Origin of the sequence: Commensalibacter papalotli (ex Botero et al. 2024), assembly GCF_947179115.1 — a bacterium.
Lineage (GTDB): Bacteria > Pseudomonadota > Alphaproteobacteria > Acetobacterales > Acetobacteraceae > Commensalibacter > Commensalibacter papalotli.
Map to the genome: position 1 here is coordinate 136,133 of NZ_CAMXCI010000004.1, position 15,540 is coordinate 151,672.

Sequence of the window (15,540 nt, forward strand, 5' to 3'; positions counted from 1 at the left end):
ATGGTCTTATATAATAAAAAATTGATATAAAGGAACAAAATAATGACTTTTGAACTTGGACAACTTCCATACCCTGAAAATGCTTTATCACGCGCTGGAATGAGCGAAGAAACATTGCAATATCATCATGGTAAACATCACCAAACCTATGTGAATACATTAAATGATTTAGTTGCAGCAAACCCAGCACTTCAAGGTAAAACCTTAGAAGAATTAATTGTTATGGCTGCTAAAGACGAGGCCTTAACTCCAGTTTTAAACAATGCTGGTCAACATTATAATCATACAATGTTTTGGAATTCTTTGAGCCCAACAGGCGGCCAAATGTCCGAAGCATTCGAAGCTCGTATCGTAAAAGATTTTGGATCTGTTGATAATTTCAAAGCAGAATTCAAAAAAGCTGCAACCACTCAATTTGGTTCAGGATGGGCTTGGTTAGTTCTTGATAAAAATGATAAATTGGTAATTACTAAAACACCAAATGCGAAAAGCCCTCTTTCCGAAGGTCAAGGCAAAGCATTATTAGTAGCTGACGTATGGGAACATGCTTACTACATTGATTTCCGTAATCGTCGCCCAGATTTTATTGACAATTTCTTGAATAAACTTGCTAATTATGATTTTGCTGAACAACAATTAAAAGCATAATTTTTCTATTAAAAACCCGACTAAATGTCGGGTTTTTCTTTATTTTATTTCTCTTGAGTTTTATCTACAACTTCTGACTTATCTAGCTCAATTTCTTTTACAGGTTCTTCTTTTGCAGGTTCTGCTTTTACCGCAGCAGCTTCTTTTTTAGCAACGGGTTTTGCTTTTTTTACATTCTTATTTGCTTCAGTTGCTTGCAGTGCTTTGCTTTCCAAAACAGAACTAATTGTGCTGCGAAGAATTTTTACTCTGACATCATTAGAAAGATCGACTTCCATTTCATCAGAATCTTCTTGATTTTTTACAACGGTTGCAATAATTCCACCAGCGGTCAGAACCTTATCTCCTCTGCGCAAAGATTTCATGCTTTCACGTTGTTGCTTGGCTTTTTTTTGTTGTGGGCGAATAATCATAAAGTAAAAAATAAAAAAGATACCAACAAACGGTGCCAAGCTAATTAAAAAGTTTCCACTTCCGCCAGCACCACCAGCAGCCTGCGCATGAGCCGCAGGAATTAATAGTTCCAGTAAATTCGTCATAAGTTATTTCCTATTTTATCCAACGATGTATAATCACCAAAATCAACAATCTTTATTTCATATTACATATAGCGTCAAACGCCTACTAAAATTTATTGGAAAATAAAATGACAACGGATATTATCCCATTTTTAGAACGCATTGCTACGGCTTTGGAACAATTATCCCCTCCAAAACCACATATTGAAAATATAGAGCAAGCCAATGCGTTTATTTGGACAACACAGAAAAATACCCTGACCTCTGTGCCGGAAGTCAATTATGTTTCCATTAACTTACTCCAAGGTCTAGAATATCAAAAAGAACTTCTCTTTAATAACACGCTGCACTTTGCCAAGGGATTACCAGCCAATAATGTGATGTTATGGGGTGCCAGAGGTATGGGAAAATCTTCGTTGATTAAATCCGTGCATCAAGAAGTCAACCAAAAAATTGATGATCAACATCATCCTGTTAAAATTATCGAAATACCAAGGGATGATATACATTCTTTGCCTGTTTTATTACAGTTGTTAAAACCGCTTCCCCATCGTTTTATTGTTTTTTCTGACGATTTGTCATTTGAGAAAGAAGACAGAGATTACAAAGCACTTAAGTCCGTTTTGGATGGTGGTATTGCAGGGCGGCCAAATAATGTTTTATTTTATGCCACCAGCAATCGCCGTCATTTAATGCCACGTGATATGATAGAGAATGAAACATCTTCAGCCATCAACCCATCCGAAGCCATAGAGGAAAAAGTCTCTTTATCTGATCGCTTTGGATTATGGATTGGATTTCATAATTGCGACAAACCTTTGTATGATGCGATTATCCGTGCCTATGCCAAAGAACGAGCCCTGCCGATTGCTGATGAAGATTTAATTGCTCAGGGTAATGAATGGTCTGTTACCCGAGGTTCCAGAAATGGTCGTGTTGCTTGGCAATTTATCGAGGATTTAACGGCGAGGTTGGCTAAATAAGTTCATCCGTTTAAAGGAGAATATCCATGCCTATATCGATGCAATTTACTTCTATTATTTCGATCATTAGTTACGCCATTGCTCATGTTTGTATTGCATTTGGTGCTAGTTATGCAGGATGGGCTTATTATAAAAAAGTTTATAATGACAAACGGTTGGCTGTATATAACAGAACATTCGATGTTTATCGTGACTATAGCAATATTATCTCTACTTATATCTAACTTATTGATGGCGATGAATCCGTTGATTCCCACTATAGAGAAGCACATCTTAACTTTATTCGATGTCCAAGGTTTGTATGTTGATTGCTATGAGAATTTGCTTTTAATAATCAGTCAATTTCTTGATCTGTTTACTGACCCATCCAAAGATAAAAAAGACTATATGCCACATTTCTTGGACATAAAAAAAGCAATGAGAGAACATCTGGAAAGCATTCGGTTCTATAAATAGGCTAATAACAAAACATCTTAAATTTATTGACAATATATACGATAATAATACTTAGATTAGTATATTTGTTACTGATCTCTTCCAAAGCACAGTTTTGACTGTGCTTTTTTTATTTTTGCATCCGTAAAATTTAATATCGCCAAAAACCAACGCCATAGCTGCGTTTAAATAATCAAAAATTCAACCTTATTTATATAAAAGAGGCCAAAATGACAGAAAAGAAAACCCCTGAAAAAGTTACTATTAAAGCTCCTAAAGTTATTACTACCAAGGCTCCTAAAGTTATTACTACCAAGGCTCCTAAAGTCACAGCCAAATCCCCAAAAGACGGAGAATTCCCAGAGCTTAAGAATCTAAGCTATAAAGAAATGTATAATATCGTTGGAAAATTTTTGCGTAAAGCAATTCCAATCAAAGGAGCAAAATTACAAATTATCAAAGGTTTTAGTAACCGCACAGCAACCCCAAAACCTCCTTATGTTATTTTACAAATTATTGATGAAAATCAATTATCCACCACAGAAACGCGTTATACAGACAAACATAAAATCTTATGGGCTCGATCAGAAATTACGATGCATATGTCTTTTGTGGGAACAGGCAATGTTGCAGCCTTGCAAATGGCCAAATCCTTTACCGTTAGATTTAATGACAGCTGGGCCACCGAGCAATTTGCACAATATAGCGATATCTTTTTTCCGCTTTATAGTGACGATGTAAAGGTGGAAAAATTCTCGATTAACGCCGAAGACCAATATGATGATTCATGCTCGGTAACCAGTTATTTTGAATATCACCCAGAATTTGGTGTTTGTACCGACAGCGGAAAAGAAATCATCATGGATATGAACATCGCAGATAAAGAATAAAGGTGCAGTCATGGAAAAATGGCAATGCCAACAATCGAGCAAGTTTTGTGAAACATTGAAGAATAAAAACCCCAGTGATTTACAACATTGGCAAAATGAACATAGTAAATATTTTACAGAATGCTGTGAATCAAAAAATGATAAAGACCTCAAAGATTATGATAAAGAAGTCAAAATCAACACCAAAGATATATTTGAAAAAGATTTAGAAAATGGGAAATCTAGTGACTTAGAGAAAAGAACGCAATGGAATGCATACTACAGAATGATTATTCCTTTAAAAAGTAAAGGAAACGCAATCATTAAAATGACATTTGAAATGTCTAAAATAGAAAAAGGTGTGACCGATCAAGATATTGAAAAAACAAAACAATTTATTTTAAGCATTAATAAAACATGGAATAATAATTTTACCTTGCTTGTCACTGACACACAAAATCAATGTTGCACTATCAAACTGCCTATTCAATTTGATATTCAATTTGCTTATAAAGGAGAAAAAATTCCAAATGGTGAAAGGAACCCTCATAAAATTGCACTATACAAAAATATACCAATTTCACCAGAAGGTATAGATAGACCACGTTTAGAAAGAGGAAGAACTTTTATTCTGGCAACTGATCCAAACCCATATAATAAAACTTATACTTTTATCCATGAATTTGGCCATGCGCTGGGGTTACCCGATGAGTACGGTTATGATGATTATATAGATTCAATTTTGCAATACCGAAAACCTGATGGTTCTCTTGATTCAACACAATACTCCGCTTTTCACAATGGAAAAAACAGACCGTTAGGTGATCCACAAGAAAGCATTATGGGTGTTTTTAATAGTTGCCGAATAACAGAACGACAAGGCTGGGTTATTGGTATTGCAGCTAATAAAGTTATTGATAATAAGCGTTATCAATGTGATATTATTTTCAATGGAAATAATAATTCATGTAGCCTTTGGAAGAAATAGGGAATGCCGTCCTCATTAAATAAAACTATTAAACTATTCTTTATGATAATACTTTTAACAATTTATCAAAGTAAAGCGCAAAATATCTTAACCAATAGTAATAACTTATTAAGTTTATCAATTAGCTGCCCTAATAACCCACAGTGTATCTACTCAGGGCAGGACTTATTTCCTGTCACAACAAAAATTATCAACAATTCCAATCAAAATTTAGAAATTCCTCTAGAGGCTATAAAATATTTTTTAACAACTTCTTATTTGAAGAATACTCAAACTGGCACAATTGTTGGCAATTTTGTTCCACCAGGTATATTTATACCAGAGTTATTACAACAATTAACACTTCTTCCCGCTCATACTGAAATTATTATGACAGGAAACTATACAAAAAAATATTTAAAGCATATCTTTAACAAAGAAAGTACTAACCAAATAACACTCTATAAATCAATGATTGTTTATATTCATTACCAAGGATCAAAAGAACCCATAGGCACTTATAAAAATGGGAAATTTGAACCTAAACGATTTATATTAAAAGCAGAAAGGATTATTACAAAAAAATAAACAAGATTTACAACCAAAGATTTAGATCGGATTAAAATTAATACAATAAAAGCCCCTGTTACCTCTGTAATCATACAGCAGATAAATGGGGAGCTTTTTTAAATTCTAGCCGATTTTCTCAATGCCACCCATATATGGACGCAACACTTCTGGAACGGTAATGCTGCCATCTGCGTTTTGGTAATTTTCCATCACAGCAACCAACGCACGCCCCACTGCAACGCCAGAGCCATTTAAGGTATGCACGAATTCAGGGGAAACTTTTTTACCTTCCTCTGCTTTTGGACGGAAACGGGCATTCATACGACGGGCTTGAAATGCGTTTGTATTCGAACACGAAGAAATCTCACGCCAAGCCTGTTGCCCTGGCAACCAAACCTCTAAATCCCAAGTTTTCGCTGCACCAAATCCTGTATCTCCAGAACAAAGCAAAATACGACGATACGGCAATCCCAATCTTTCCAGCACCGTTTCCGCACATCTTGTCATGCGTTCATGTTCAGCTTCACTTTCGTCTGGGGTCGTAATGCTGACCATTTCCACTTTGTAAAACTGATGCTGACGAATTAACCCACGCGTATCTTTTCCCGCAGCCCCAGCTTCACTTCTGAAACACGCAGACACAGCAGTCCTACGAATAGGCAGTTCTTCCACAGAAATCAATTCATCCGCTTGCATTGCCGTCAAAGGAACTTCCGCTGTGGGAATCAACCAGCGACCATCGGTTGTACAAAAAGACTGATCGCCAAATTTAGGCAATTTATCCGTATTATACATGGTTTGTTCATTGACCAACAAAGGAACAATATGCTCTTCATAGCCATGCTCACCCGTGTGTAAATCCAACATAAACTGACTTAACGCACGATCCAAACGTGCCAGTGCCCCTTTTAAAATACTAAACCGCGCGCCAGAAAGTTTAGAAGCCACAGTAAAATCCATCATGCCTAGTTTTTCACCAAGGTCAAAATGTTGTAGAGGCGTAAAACCTAAATCTTTGGGCTCCCCCCACTGATGAATAACAATATTATCATTCTCATCCGCACCAACAGGAACTTCCTGTGCTAAACGGTTTGGAAGGCTGGCAAGAATTTCAAAAATCTTCGCATCCAACGCATCTGCTTTGCTTTGAATGGTTTCCAACTCTGTGCGCAATGCGATTGCTTGGGCTTCTAGGTCAGCACTATCTTGTTTATCACGTTTTAACTGTCCAATTTGCTTGGATAAGTTGTTACGATCTGCTTGTTTAGTATGAAGCTCATTTAACAAAACACGGCGTTCTTCGTCATAAGAAAGCAATTCTTGACTGACGGGAGGTAACCCTCGACGTGCTAAATCCTGATCAAAAGCCGTTGGGTCAGCGCGTAGCGCACGAAAATCATGCATTATTCATCCTCCTCTGAGTGTTTTGGCTCTACTAAACGAGCGGAAAATATAGAAACTTCATATAAAATAATTAGCGGAATCGCCAATGAAACTTGAGTAATTACATCAGGCGGGGTCAAAACAGCCGCAATAATAAATGCAATCACATAGGCGTATCTTCTGAACTTTTTTAATTTTTGAGATGTAACAAATCCTACTTTAGCCATCAAGGTCAATAGTACAGGCAATTCAAATGCAATGCCAAAGGCCAAGATCAATCGTGTCACTAAACTAAGGTACTCCGAGACTTTAGCCTGTAATTCAATATGCATTGCTGCATTCCCTGAACCACTTACTTGAAACGATAAAAAGAACTTCCAAGCCAAAGGAAAAACAAAGAAATAAGCAAGGCTAGCCCCAAGCAAGAATAAAATCGGCGTTGCAATTAAAAAAGGAGCAAAAACTTTCTTTTCTTTTTTATATAATCCTGGCGCAATATAAACCCATGCTTGAATAGCAATCATCGGAAAAGATAGAAAAGTAGCGCCAAAAAATGCGACTTTGATATAAGTAAAAAAAGCTTCATACAAAGCAGTATAAATCATTTGTGGTTGTTGGCCATCTGCACGCATTGCACTTTCTAAAGGATGTGCCAAAAACAAATAAATTTCTTGGGAAAAATGATAACAAATCGCAAAAGTCACTAAAAACGTCCCAATACACCACATCAAGCGACGGCGCAGTTCAACGAAATGCTCCATCAAAGGCATGGCTTTGTCGTTTAATCCTTCTGCTTGCTCTTGATCGCTCATAACCATCTCTGTTCTTTGTATTTGGAAATATGCGGTGGAATCATCGCAGGGGATGGTGGGGCTGCTCGCCTTACCTGTACTCTTTGTGCGACAGATGGGGGAAAGAATACTGGGGCTGGATCAGATTTTTCCAATGCTTCGTAATCAATATTTTCTTCTTTTTGCCAATCATCGTGAATGTCCTCAATCGTGCCTGGGATAGGTTTTATTTCCCCTTGAGCAACTTCTGAATAATCCGTGGCGGGAGAGCTCATCGCAGTTTCAGAAAAAGGAGAATCTCGTAATGTATTTTGCAAAGAACCATCCCGATCAATAGCGTTTAAAATGGCCCCTTTAACATTTAAATTTCGAAGTTGTAATAACTGATTTTTGGCTTCTTTTAAGTCAGGATCTTTAATAACCTCATCCACTTGGCTGTGAAATTCACTTGCCATTTTACGACATTTCTTGATCATATCAGAAAGCCACTTTAATATTTTGGGAAAATCTTTTGGGCCAATAAAAACCATACTGACCACACCAATCAATAAGATCTCTGCCCAGGAAAAACCAAACATCGTTTCTTTCGACCCCTTAACCCATCCATTTCATCGTGATGAAATCTCTTACCCTTATTCTTCTATACGGTTTCTGATCAGAAAATCCAAAAGAATTCGATCAATCTTGTGAAGTTTGATAGGGAATATCTGCAAATAGCTCTTCTTTCTTCGGTAAGTCACTCAATTCATTTAATCCTAAATAGCTCAAAAACTCTTGTGTTGTGCCCCACAAGGTTGGACGACCAGGCACTTGTTTGTGTCCACAGGGTTTAACCAAAGCACTTTCTAATAAACTATCCAAAATATTTTGACCCAAACTTACACCACGAATATGTTCTATGTCCGCACGCGTACATGGTTGATGATAAGCAATAATGGATAGAGTCTCCATTGCAGCTCTTGATAATCTCTTAGGTTTATTAATTACTTTTACCAAAAATGGCGCATATTCTTGGGCTGTACGAAACTGCCACCCTCCTGCTATCTGATATAACCGAAAACCTTTATTGGCATAATCTTGTTGTAAACGCCCCAACAATAGTCGCAGCTCAACCGAGAACTCTGTCATATCATCAGCAGAAATTCCATTTTTTTTCAAAAGCTCAATCATTATTTTCTCTGTTACTGGTTCTGATTGAGAAAAAATAAAAGCTTCAAGAATTTCTTTATATTGCGTAGGGATTAGGCTCATGATTCGTTTTCTTTTTCAATTATGGAATTTGTTTCATATTTCCTAAGTTGAATCCGACCAAATTGTTCCTGTTGATTCAATTGTATTTGTCCATCTTTTGCTAATTCTAACCCAGCCAATAACGTTCCACTCCAAGCAGCTTTAACTTGGCGAGAAACCATTTCTGGCGTCGTATCATTTTGTTGCAAAGATGTATAACTAGGCAAAAATGCATCCAATACATGCCAACCAGGCACATGACTTTGCCCCAAAAGCCGTTTTAACCGAGATAATGCATCACGCACTGTCCAAAAGTTAAAAGATCGCAATCGCCACGCTTTCTTTTTTGACTTTCTACGCGCAACCCCTACATAAGCACCCATAAAACGCGAAATATCTAAAACAACGCCAGAAGTATCAATTTCAGTATGGTTTTCATAAAACCCACGAACAAAAACTTCACTGCCCAACAAAGGGCGCTCACTCATCCATTTAGCTGCCTGATTAATACGTTCAAGCTCTTCTAAACGTTCTTGCAAGATATCAACCGCTTGTTCTGTCTCCTCACCTTCGACAGGTTTTTCAGGAAGTAACAAACAAGATTTTAACCATGCCAACCAAGCCGCCATTACCAACCAATCTGCAGCCAATTCTAAACGAATTTTTCGTGCAGATTCAATAATTTCTAAATATTGCTCAACGAGTTGTAAAATAGAAATTTTCGCAAGATCGACTTTTTGTGTTCGCGCCAGTTGTAACAACAGATCCAAAGGCCCTTCAAAGCCATCTAGATGTACAACAAAGGATTCAGTTTCCTGAATCCTTTGTTCCAATTCGATATCAACCAATTCTGACATCAGCTAATAAAATCATTAATATGCAATAGTACAAGCAACACCTTTTGCTTTTAACTGAGCGCAAACGCTGCTGACTTGTGCTTTTGAAGTCAATCCTTTAACACGCAAACGATAAACAGCACTTCCATTTACTTCGGCTTTTTGAATAGAAGGAGAATATTTTCCCAAGATTTCAGGTGCTTTTTTCTTCAATGTTTGCCATTGTTGTTGTGCTGCATCATGAGATTTCAAAGATGCTAATTGCAAGCCAAATTTACCAGATGAAGCCTGATGAGCCTCGGCTTTTTTGGTTGTTTTTTTAGGCTCTACTTTCTTAGGTTCAGATTTTTTAGGCTCTGTTGCACGATGGGTTTGTTGATGTTTAGGATGCGCTGTATGCTTTGGAGTTTCCTCGGCCCCCTCATTACTTCCCCCTATATTAGATGAAGCTGATGGCACCGTTGTTGTATTATTGCTCGAATGCGTTTCAGATGGTGCTGTTGCGGTAGGTGGTGTAGGACGATTATACTGATCTGCCAATGCTTGAGGATTTGCTTGTTCTGGCCCCGATGCTAACCCTGGTTGTCCATTTGGTGCGCCACCATTATTTAAAGCATTCTCACCAATTCCCATACCAATAGTTTCAACATTTCCTGTGCTAACTGGTTTTACCTTGGCGACCTCTGCAGGAGGTTCAAAAACAGGAACTCCTTTATTTGATGAATTCAAGAACATCCACCCACCAATAAAGATCACCAATATTGCGCCAACGCCCCCAGCAGCATAAGCTAAACGGCGTGTTGCATTCCCATCGCTACTTCCACCACCAAAAGCATTCATAAATCCAAAACGTAATGGTTTTCTGCGATCATAATCTTGATCACCGTAGTCTTCTTCATCCTCATCATCATGATATCGGGACGTCATACGTTCACGATCATTATAAACACGTTGATCAGGATGAGGAGAGCGATTATTTCCCCCATCATCCAAAGAATCTTCATCAAAAAAAGATTTTCTTTTTGAAGGGTCTGGTGAATTTGGATCTATCATCTCATTTCCTCTACTGGTTCAACACCTAAAATCATCATTGCAGAACGAATAACACAAGCTGTAGCTTCTACCAACGCCAATCTTGCTTTTGTTCCTGACAAGTCATCTTCTTGAATAAATCGTAATGTAGCATCATCTCGCCCTGCATTCCACAGCGCATGAAAATCTGCTGCTACTTCCATTAAATAATAAGCTATACGGTGTGGCTCTCTAACCAAAGCTGCACTTTCAACAATTCTGGACCACTGAGCCAACCGACGCATTAATGATAGCTCTGCACTACTTTGTAAGTTCGTTAAAGCTTGCTGAGCCAACATAGCGGGCTTAACCGCATCTGCCCCAAGAGTTTCAACCGCTGAGCGCAATACAGAACGACAACGAGCATGCGCATATTGCACATAAAATACAGGATTATCCCGTGTTTGTGCAATCACTTGTTCAAGGTCAAAATTCATTTGTGCATCAGACTTACGGGTAAGCATTGTAAATCGCACAGCATCTTTGCCTACTTCATCAATCAAATCACGCAGCGTAATAAAAGTTCCAGCACGTTTTGACATCTTAACGACTTCGCCATTACGTACTACACGTACAATTTGACAAAGCACCACTTCAAAATCAACAGGATTTTGATCGGTTAACGCTTTAATCGCCGCACGCATTCGGGGTACATAGCCCCCATGATCTGCTCCCCAAATGTCGATTAAGATCTTGGCACCGCGTTCAATTTTATCGTAATGATAGCCAATATCATTGGCAAAATAAGTTGCTGTTCCATCGGACTTACGTAAAGGACGATCAACATCATCCCCATATTCTGTTGATTTAAATAAAGTTTGTGGGCGCTGTTCCCAGTCTTCAATGACTTTACCTTTGGGGGGTTCCAGAACACCCGTATAAAGCAAGCCTTTATCTGTTAAAATCTTTAATGCTTGATCTGCTTTACCTGAACTTAAAATAGAGCGCTCTGATACGAACACTTCCTGATGTACACCTAACGCGTCCAAATCTTGACGAATACTGCTCATCATTTGTTCAAGCACACATTCTTTCACAATATCAAACCAGGTGGGTAAAGGTTGTGCATCTGTACCTTGTAATAAAGCATCACCATGTTTTTTAACTAAAACCCGCCCTACTTCAACCAAATAGTCGCCTTGATATTGCAACCCTGATGCCATATAGGTTTTGAATTTTTCTTCGAATGCCTCGGCTGATAAATCCTGACCCAAAGCTTGTAAATAACGCCAATAAGCAGCCCAAGTTAGCGCCACCACTTGAGTGCCTGCATCATTAATGTAATATTCTTTGGTAACGTCGAACCCTGCTTTTGCCATTAAATTAGCCAAAACATCACCGACCACAGCTCCCCTGCAATGCCCAACATGCATTGGTCCTGTAGGATTGGCAGAAACATATTCAATATTTACCATTGTTCCTTGGCCAATTTGGCTAGCACCAAAAGATTCGCCAGTCTGTAATATCGTCGAAACTAAATTTTGAAAAACAGAAGCCGTAATCTTTAAATTAACAAACCCAGGACCCGCAGGCTCGGCATATTCTATTCCATCGACTTGTTTTAAATAATCCGCCAACTCCTGAGCAAGTTCCTGAGGGCGACGTTTAACCGCTTTGGCAATAATCAAAGCCGCGTTGGTCGCCATATCTCCATGAGCAGGATCTTTGGTCGGGGTCAGCTCAACACGTTCCAATAACGCTTCGGGTAAATCAGGCACGCTCTGCCGCAAGGCCTGTAATACATATTGGCGGAAGAAAACGTACAGATTATGGTCAATCATATAAAAACTATCTTTCTCACAAGCAAGGAAACTTTCTTATCTATTTACCGAACCCTCGGCAAAAAAGCCATTCTAACTTTTAATTTATCGCAGAAAAATTTTAAGCCAATATCGCAAGATCTGTCAGGCGTTGATATTCCTCCATAGCGTAACGATCTGTCATTCCTGCAATATAGTCAACAACAACACGCAATGCACCTGATTTTTGCTTTCTTTCCTGAGCTTTTTCTAATCGTCTTTGCCATTCTGTTGGCAATAAATCCATATTTTCAGATAATATTGTAAAAAGTTCGTAAACTAACTTTTGTCCCTTTCGACTCATTCGATTGACGCGCCAATGATAATAGAGGTTTTTGTACAAAAATTGACGAATCTGTTGATTGGCTTGTCCTACCTCTGGACTGAATTGTACCACTCCCATTTGTGCATAGCGAATATCATCTGAATTTTTAGGATTAAGCTCTTTTAAATTTAATAATGTTTGTTTTTTTAAATCACTAACCAATAAGTCAATCACCCTCCTAATCATTTCATGACGCAACCGATTATCACGATGCTCTATTACCGTAATGTCTTGCATCACTTTTTGAGCCTTGTACAAGGCCTCACCAACTATGGGTAGATCTTTTAACTCATTAAATTGTAATAACCCTGCCCGCAAACCATCATCCAGATCATGACTATGATAGGCTATATCATCCGATATAGACGCAATTTGTGCTTCAATAGAGGCATAGCTGGTTATCTCCAAAGGATAATATTGATCATAAGCTTTTAAATAAGGATCAGGATTTAACACTGGGCCATTATGCTTTGCCAAACCTTCAAGGCTCTCCCATGTTAAATTAAGACCATCGAAAGCTACATAACGTTGTTCTAAACGTGTTACTTGACGCAACGATTGGTCGTTATGACTGAACCCATTATAGTCTTTCATACCTTCTTGTAAGGCATACTCGCCAGCATGACCAAAAGGCGGATGCCCCAAATCATGGGCCAGTGCCAAACATTCTGTTAAATCTTCATTTAATCGTAATGCTCTGGCAATTGAGCGTGCAATTTGTGCAACTTCCAAAGAGTGGGTTAAGCGTGTACGAAAAAAATCACCTTCATGATTTACAAAAACTTGCGTTTTATATTGCAACACACGAAATGCCGTTGAGTGAATAACGCGATCACGATCCCTTTGCCAAGGCGTACGCCCTGATGAAGATTCTGCCTCTGGATATAATCGTCCTCTGGCGGTTGCTTCTTGCACCGCATAAACAGCCAAATCCATGTTCATTACGCTTTCAGTTTTTTACATTATCAAGAAAAAATCATGATGTCATATAATAATCATGATATAATTCTTTGACATAGTAAAATTCTTTGTGCCTATTATTCAATTAAGAAACACTTTTATTTTAAGGTTCGTTTTAATGAAACTTGTTAGCTGGAATATCAACTCTATTCGGCAACGCCATGAACATGTTCAAGCATTTTTAACCAAAGAACAACCAGACTGGTTATTTTTACAAGAAATTAAATGCCAAAATGAACAATTTCCAAAAGAAACCTTTGAAGAAATGGGCTATCAAGTTATCGTACATGGACAAAAAGCCTATAATGGGGTCGCAATTTTAAGCCGACATCCTTATCAACTGAACCATGTTGTCTTGCCAGATCTGAATGAAGAAGAACCTCAAGCACGTTATCTTGAGATTGAAAGCCAAGGTGTTATCTTATGCAATTTATACCTGCCTAATGGAAATTCTGGTGGAGAAGAAGGATTTCAAAGAAAATTACACTTTATCAATGCGTTAATTAAACGTGCAGAGACCCTGTTAATAAACAAGCAAGATTGTATCTTTGCTGGGGATTTCAACATTTGCCCAACCGATCAAGATTTTGCACCCAAGACCTTATCCGAAAATGATGCCTTGATCCGCACCGAAAGTCGTAATGGCTTTTATCGTTTATTGTGGCTTGGACTTACCGATGCGTTACGTGCTTTATATCCCACAGAAACGCTTTATACTTTTTGGGATTACACCAGAGGAGCCTGGCAAAGAAATGCTGGCTTACGCATTGATCACGCATTGCTTTCGCCAAAAATGGCAGAGCAACTCAAAAGCTTTACAATTGAGAAATCAGAACGCGATAAAGAACAACCCTCTGATCATGTGCCTATTATTATCGAGTTCTAATAAAAAAAAGCGCTGTATCTACAGCGCCTTTTACTAATTAAGATGCCTGCCAGTGTGGCGTTGAATCTTTATAAGGCGTTTCAAAATCTGCAATGACGCTCCAAAACTTACGATCATTCAACAAAACAACAGATGGTTTTTTTGTTTCACCACGTAAAGAACGATAAAAAGTCCTATTTAAAGCGCGTCCAAAAATACCAGGGCCCGTTTTGTAAGCAATAAATAAACCTGTATGCAAATAACTATTACGATAAAGACTTAACATACAATCATTTAATATAGGACTATTTGGAACAGAACCGAAGAAATCATTATGAACTACATTATTATGAGTCAATAAAAACACATGCTCGTAACTAGAAGGAATAATAGAGCAGAATTTATCAATAGATTGAATCTTAATATCAGCATCAAGCCACCATCCACCATAATAATTAATGACATGGACGCGTAAAAAATCAGCAGCCTCTGCAGGATGACGCGCAGAAAGGAAGATTTGTCTAGCTTCTACACCATAGTTTTGATAAAGCCACTCTATTGCTTCTGCTTTGTCAAAAATTTTCAAATTAAAATGTGTTAATCCTTTATGATACTCGAAATTTTGAAGAATTTCAGCAGGTGGGTTTTGATCCCAATACATAAATAAATTATTGGGAATAACATTAAAGTCAGCTGCTCCAAAAGTCCTATCCTTGATACAAATCTCTGGATTAGGGTTAAACAAATCCATCATAATGGTTAAATAAATTGTATCTGCTTCTTCACCTGTATGGAACTCTTCAAAGCAATTTCCCATTAACCGAATTGCAGATAACGCATCGCCATTTTCTTTATATCGTTTCCATCCTTCTACAAAATTATATAAAGGAATACAAAGACCTTTCAGCTGGTTCATCTCATCTTCTTTGATAGGAAAATTTCCTTTCAACAGAGCAACAAGTCGAGCCATTAGTAAAAAGTGAGCCAAAGGAAACTGACCTGCACTTTTAGAATGCATATTAAAAGCAACTTTATAAAAAAAAGCTGCCTCAGCATAAAATTGATTAGTTCCTAGAATATTGGCTATATTAAAAGCATGTATTAATTCTGTAATACCGTGCTGTTGATAAAAATCTAATGCTTGAGAGCATATAGACAACATATCAGTATAATCAACATCTGGGTTAAGCTGGTTTTCTTCCATCACTTCTCACCTAAAATCAGAAAAGAACAAGTCCATACACTATTTAAATTGTTCAATAAAATATAGCAATCTAATATAAAAATATA

Annotated in this window: 17 protein-coding genes; 7 read left to right on the forward strand and 10 right to left on the reverse strand. The window is 37.7% G+C overall.

All coding sequences use genetic code 11. The features are described 5' to 3' along the window. Window positions 1-42: 42 nt before the first annotated feature. Window positions 43-648: a superoxide dismutase gene (locus tag QMN76_RS08535; protein WP_282023529.1), complete on the forward strand. Its 606-nt coding sequence runs from the start codon at window positions 43-45 to the stop codon at window positions 646-648. Between the two features lie 44 nt (window positions 649-692). On the opposite strand, the gene yajC is transcribed toward QMN76_RS08535, so the two are convergent. Next, window positions 693-1,187 carry a preprotein translocase subunit YajC gene (yajC, locus tag QMN76_RS08540; RefSeq protein WP_084051534.1) on the reverse strand — a complete coding sequence of 165 codons (495 nt, stop codon included), beginning with the start codon at window positions 1,185-1,187 and terminating at the stop codon, window positions 693-695. A gap of 107 nt (window positions 1,188-1,294) precedes the next feature. Between yajC and QMN76_RS08545 the strand changes: the two genes are divergently transcribed. The 5 genes from QMN76_RS08545 (at window position 1,295) to QMN76_RS08565 (ending at window position 5,008) form a co-directional block, all read left to right on the forward strand. Then, window positions 1,295-2,149, forward strand: a complete 855-nt coding sequence (locus QMN76_RS08545) for an ATP-binding protein (RefSeq protein ID WP_282023530.1) — start codon at window positions 1,295-1,297, stop codon at window positions 2,147-2,149. A 26-nt stretch (window positions 2,150-2,175) separates the two neighbouring features. Then, window positions 2,176-2,373, forward strand: coding sequence for a hypothetical protein (locus QMN76_RS08550; protein WP_282023531.1), 198 nt, complete (start codon window positions 2,176-2,178; stop codon window positions 2,371-2,373). A gap of 441 nt (window positions 2,374-2,814) precedes the next feature. Then, window positions 2,815-3,474 (forward strand): phage neck terminator protein, encoded by a 660-nt coding sequence (locus QMN76_RS08555; RefSeq protein WP_282065970.1) that lies wholly within the window; start codon window positions 2,815-2,817, stop codon window positions 3,472-3,474. A gap of 10 nt (window positions 3,475-3,484) precedes the next feature. Further along, entirely contained in the window at window positions 3,485-4,441 is a 957-nt protein-coding gene (locus tag QMN76_RS08560) for a zinc metalloprotease (RefSeq protein ID WP_282023533.1), read from the forward strand. 3 nt (window positions 4,442-4,444) lie between these two features. Next, window positions 4,445-5,008, forward strand: coding sequence for a hypothetical protein (locus tag QMN76_RS08565; protein ID WP_282023534.1), 564 nt, complete (start codon window positions 4,445-4,447; stop codon window positions 5,006-5,008). Window positions 5,009-5,113: 105 nt separating this feature from the next. Here the strand turns inward: QMN76_RS08565 and serS are convergent, their stop codons facing one another. From serS to QMN76_RS08605, 8 genes are all read right to left on the reverse strand, one after another. Continuing rightward, window positions 5,114-6,394 carry a serine--tRNA ligase gene (gene serS, locus QMN76_RS08570; RefSeq protein ID WP_282023535.1) on the reverse strand — a complete coding sequence of 427 codons (1,281 nt, stop codon included), beginning with the start codon at window positions 6,392-6,394 and terminating at the stop codon, window positions 5,114-5,116. Next, window positions 6,394-7,191: a twin-arginine translocase subunit TatC gene (gene tatC, locus QMN76_RS08575; protein WP_034338416.1), complete on the reverse strand. Its 798-nt coding sequence runs from the start codon at window positions 7,189-7,191 to the stop codon at window positions 6,394-6,396. The genes serS and tatC overlap by 1 nt, the downstream gene beginning before the upstream one ends. Next, entirely contained in the window at window positions 7,182-7,742 is a 561-nt protein-coding gene (gene tatB, locus QMN76_RS08580; RefSeq protein ID WP_051461939.1) for a Sec-independent protein translocase protein TatB, read from the reverse strand. Before tatB ends, tatC begins: the two co-directional genes overlap by 10 nt. Before the next feature lie 100 nt (window positions 7,743-7,842). Beyond that, complete coding sequence (scpB, locus tag QMN76_RS08585; RefSeq protein ID WP_034338417.1) at window positions 7,843-8,415, reverse strand: SMC-Scp complex subunit ScpB; 573 nt, start codon at window positions 8,413-8,415, stop codon at window positions 7,843-7,845. Continuing rightward, on the reverse strand, window positions 8,412-9,251 hold the full coding sequence (locus QMN76_RS08590) for a segregation and condensation protein A (RefSeq protein ID WP_282023536.1): 840 nt from the start codon (window positions 9,249-9,251) through the stop codon (window positions 8,412-8,414). Before QMN76_RS08590 ends, scpB begins: the two co-directional genes overlap by 4 nt. A 15-nt stretch (window positions 9,252-9,266) precedes the next feature. After that, a complete protein-coding gene (locus QMN76_RS08595) occupies window positions 9,267-10,283 on the reverse strand; it encodes an SPOR domain-containing protein (protein ID WP_282023537.1) in 1,017 nt (338 codons plus the stop codon). Further along, entirely contained in the window at window positions 10,280-12,082 is a 1,803-nt protein-coding gene (gene argS / locus QMN76_RS08600; RefSeq protein ID WP_034338423.1) for an arginine--tRNA ligase, read from the reverse strand. Before argS ends, QMN76_RS08595 begins: the two co-directional genes overlap by 4 nt. A gap of 100 nt (window positions 12,083-12,182) precedes the next feature. Further along, entirely contained in the window at window positions 12,183-13,361 is a 1,179-nt protein-coding gene (locus tag QMN76_RS08605) for a deoxyguanosinetriphosphate triphosphohydrolase (protein WP_282023538.1), read from the reverse strand. A 142-nt stretch (window positions 13,362-13,503) separates the two neighbouring features. Here QMN76_RS08605 and xth point away from each other — a divergent pair, with 142 nt between their 5' ends. After that, complete coding sequence (gene xth / locus QMN76_RS08610; RefSeq protein ID WP_282023539.1) at window positions 13,504-14,271, forward strand: exodeoxyribonuclease III; 768 nt, start codon at window positions 13,504-13,506, stop codon at window positions 14,269-14,271. A gap of 37 nt (window positions 14,272-14,308) precedes the next feature. On the opposite strand, the gene QMN76_RS08615 is transcribed toward xth, so the two are convergent. Beyond that, window positions 14,309-15,457: a glycosyltransferase family 32 protein gene (locus QMN76_RS08615; RefSeq protein WP_152534173.1), complete on the reverse strand. Its 1,149-nt coding sequence runs from the start codon at window positions 15,455-15,457 to the stop codon at window positions 14,309-14,311. Window positions 15,458-15,540 lie beyond the last annotated feature (83 nt).

Coding starts and splice junctions, on each gene's coding strand:
- argS (WP_034338423.1), bottom strand. CDS start 12,082: ATGATTGACCATAATCTGTACGTTTTCTTCCGCCAATATGTATTACAG.
- yajC (WP_084051534.1), bottom strand. CDS start 1,187: ATGACGAATTTACTGGAACTATTAATTCCTGCGGCTCATGCGCAGGCT.
- QMN76_RS08550 (WP_282023531.1), top strand. CDS start 2,176: ATGCCTATATCGATGCAATTTACTTCTATTATTTCGATCATTAGTTAC.
- QMN76_RS08595 (WP_282023537.1), bottom strand. CDS start 10,283: ATGATAGATCCAAATTCACCAGACCCTTCAAAAAGAAAATCTTTTTTT.
- QMN76_RS08535 (WP_282023529.1), top strand. CDS start 43: ATGACTTTTGAACTTGGACAACTTCCATACCCTGAAAATGCTTTATCA.
- QMN76_RS08565 (WP_282023534.1), top strand. CDS start 4,445: ATGCCGTCCTCATTAAATAAAACTATTAAACTATTCTTTATGATAATA.
- tatC (WP_034338416.1), bottom strand. CDS start 7,191: ATGGTTATGAGCGATCAAGAGCAAGCAGAAGGATTAAACGACAAAGCC.
- serS (WP_282023535.1), bottom strand. CDS start 6,394: ATGCATGATTTTCGTGCGCTACGCGCTGACCCAACGGCTTTTGATCAG.
- scpB (WP_034338417.1), bottom strand. CDS start 8,415: ATGAGCCTAATCCCTACGCAATATAAAGAAATTCTTGAAGCTTTTATT.
- tatB (WP_051461939.1), bottom strand. CDS start 7,742: ATGTTTGGTTTTTCCTGGGCAGAGATCTTATTGATTGGTGTGGTCAGT.
- QMN76_RS08590 (WP_282023536.1), bottom strand. CDS start 9,251: ATGTCAGAATTGGTTGATATCGAATTGGAACAAAGGATTCAGGAAACT.
- QMN76_RS08560 (WP_282023533.1), top strand. CDS start 3,485: ATGGAAAAATGGCAATGCCAACAATCGAGCAAGTTTTGTGAAACATTG.
- xth (WP_282023539.1), top strand. CDS start 13,504: ATGAAACTTGTTAGCTGGAATATCAACTCTATTCGGCAACGCCATGAA.
- QMN76_RS08545 (WP_282023530.1), top strand. CDS start 1,295: ATGACAACGGATATTATCCCATTTTTAGAACGCATTGCTACGGCTTTG.
- QMN76_RS08605 (WP_282023538.1), bottom strand. CDS start 13,361: ATGGATTTGGCTGTTTATGCGGTGCAAGAAGCAACCGCCAGAGGACGA.
- QMN76_RS08555 (WP_282065970.1), top strand. CDS start 2,815: ATGACAGAAAAGAAAACCCCTGAAAAAGTTACTATTAAAGCTCCTAAA.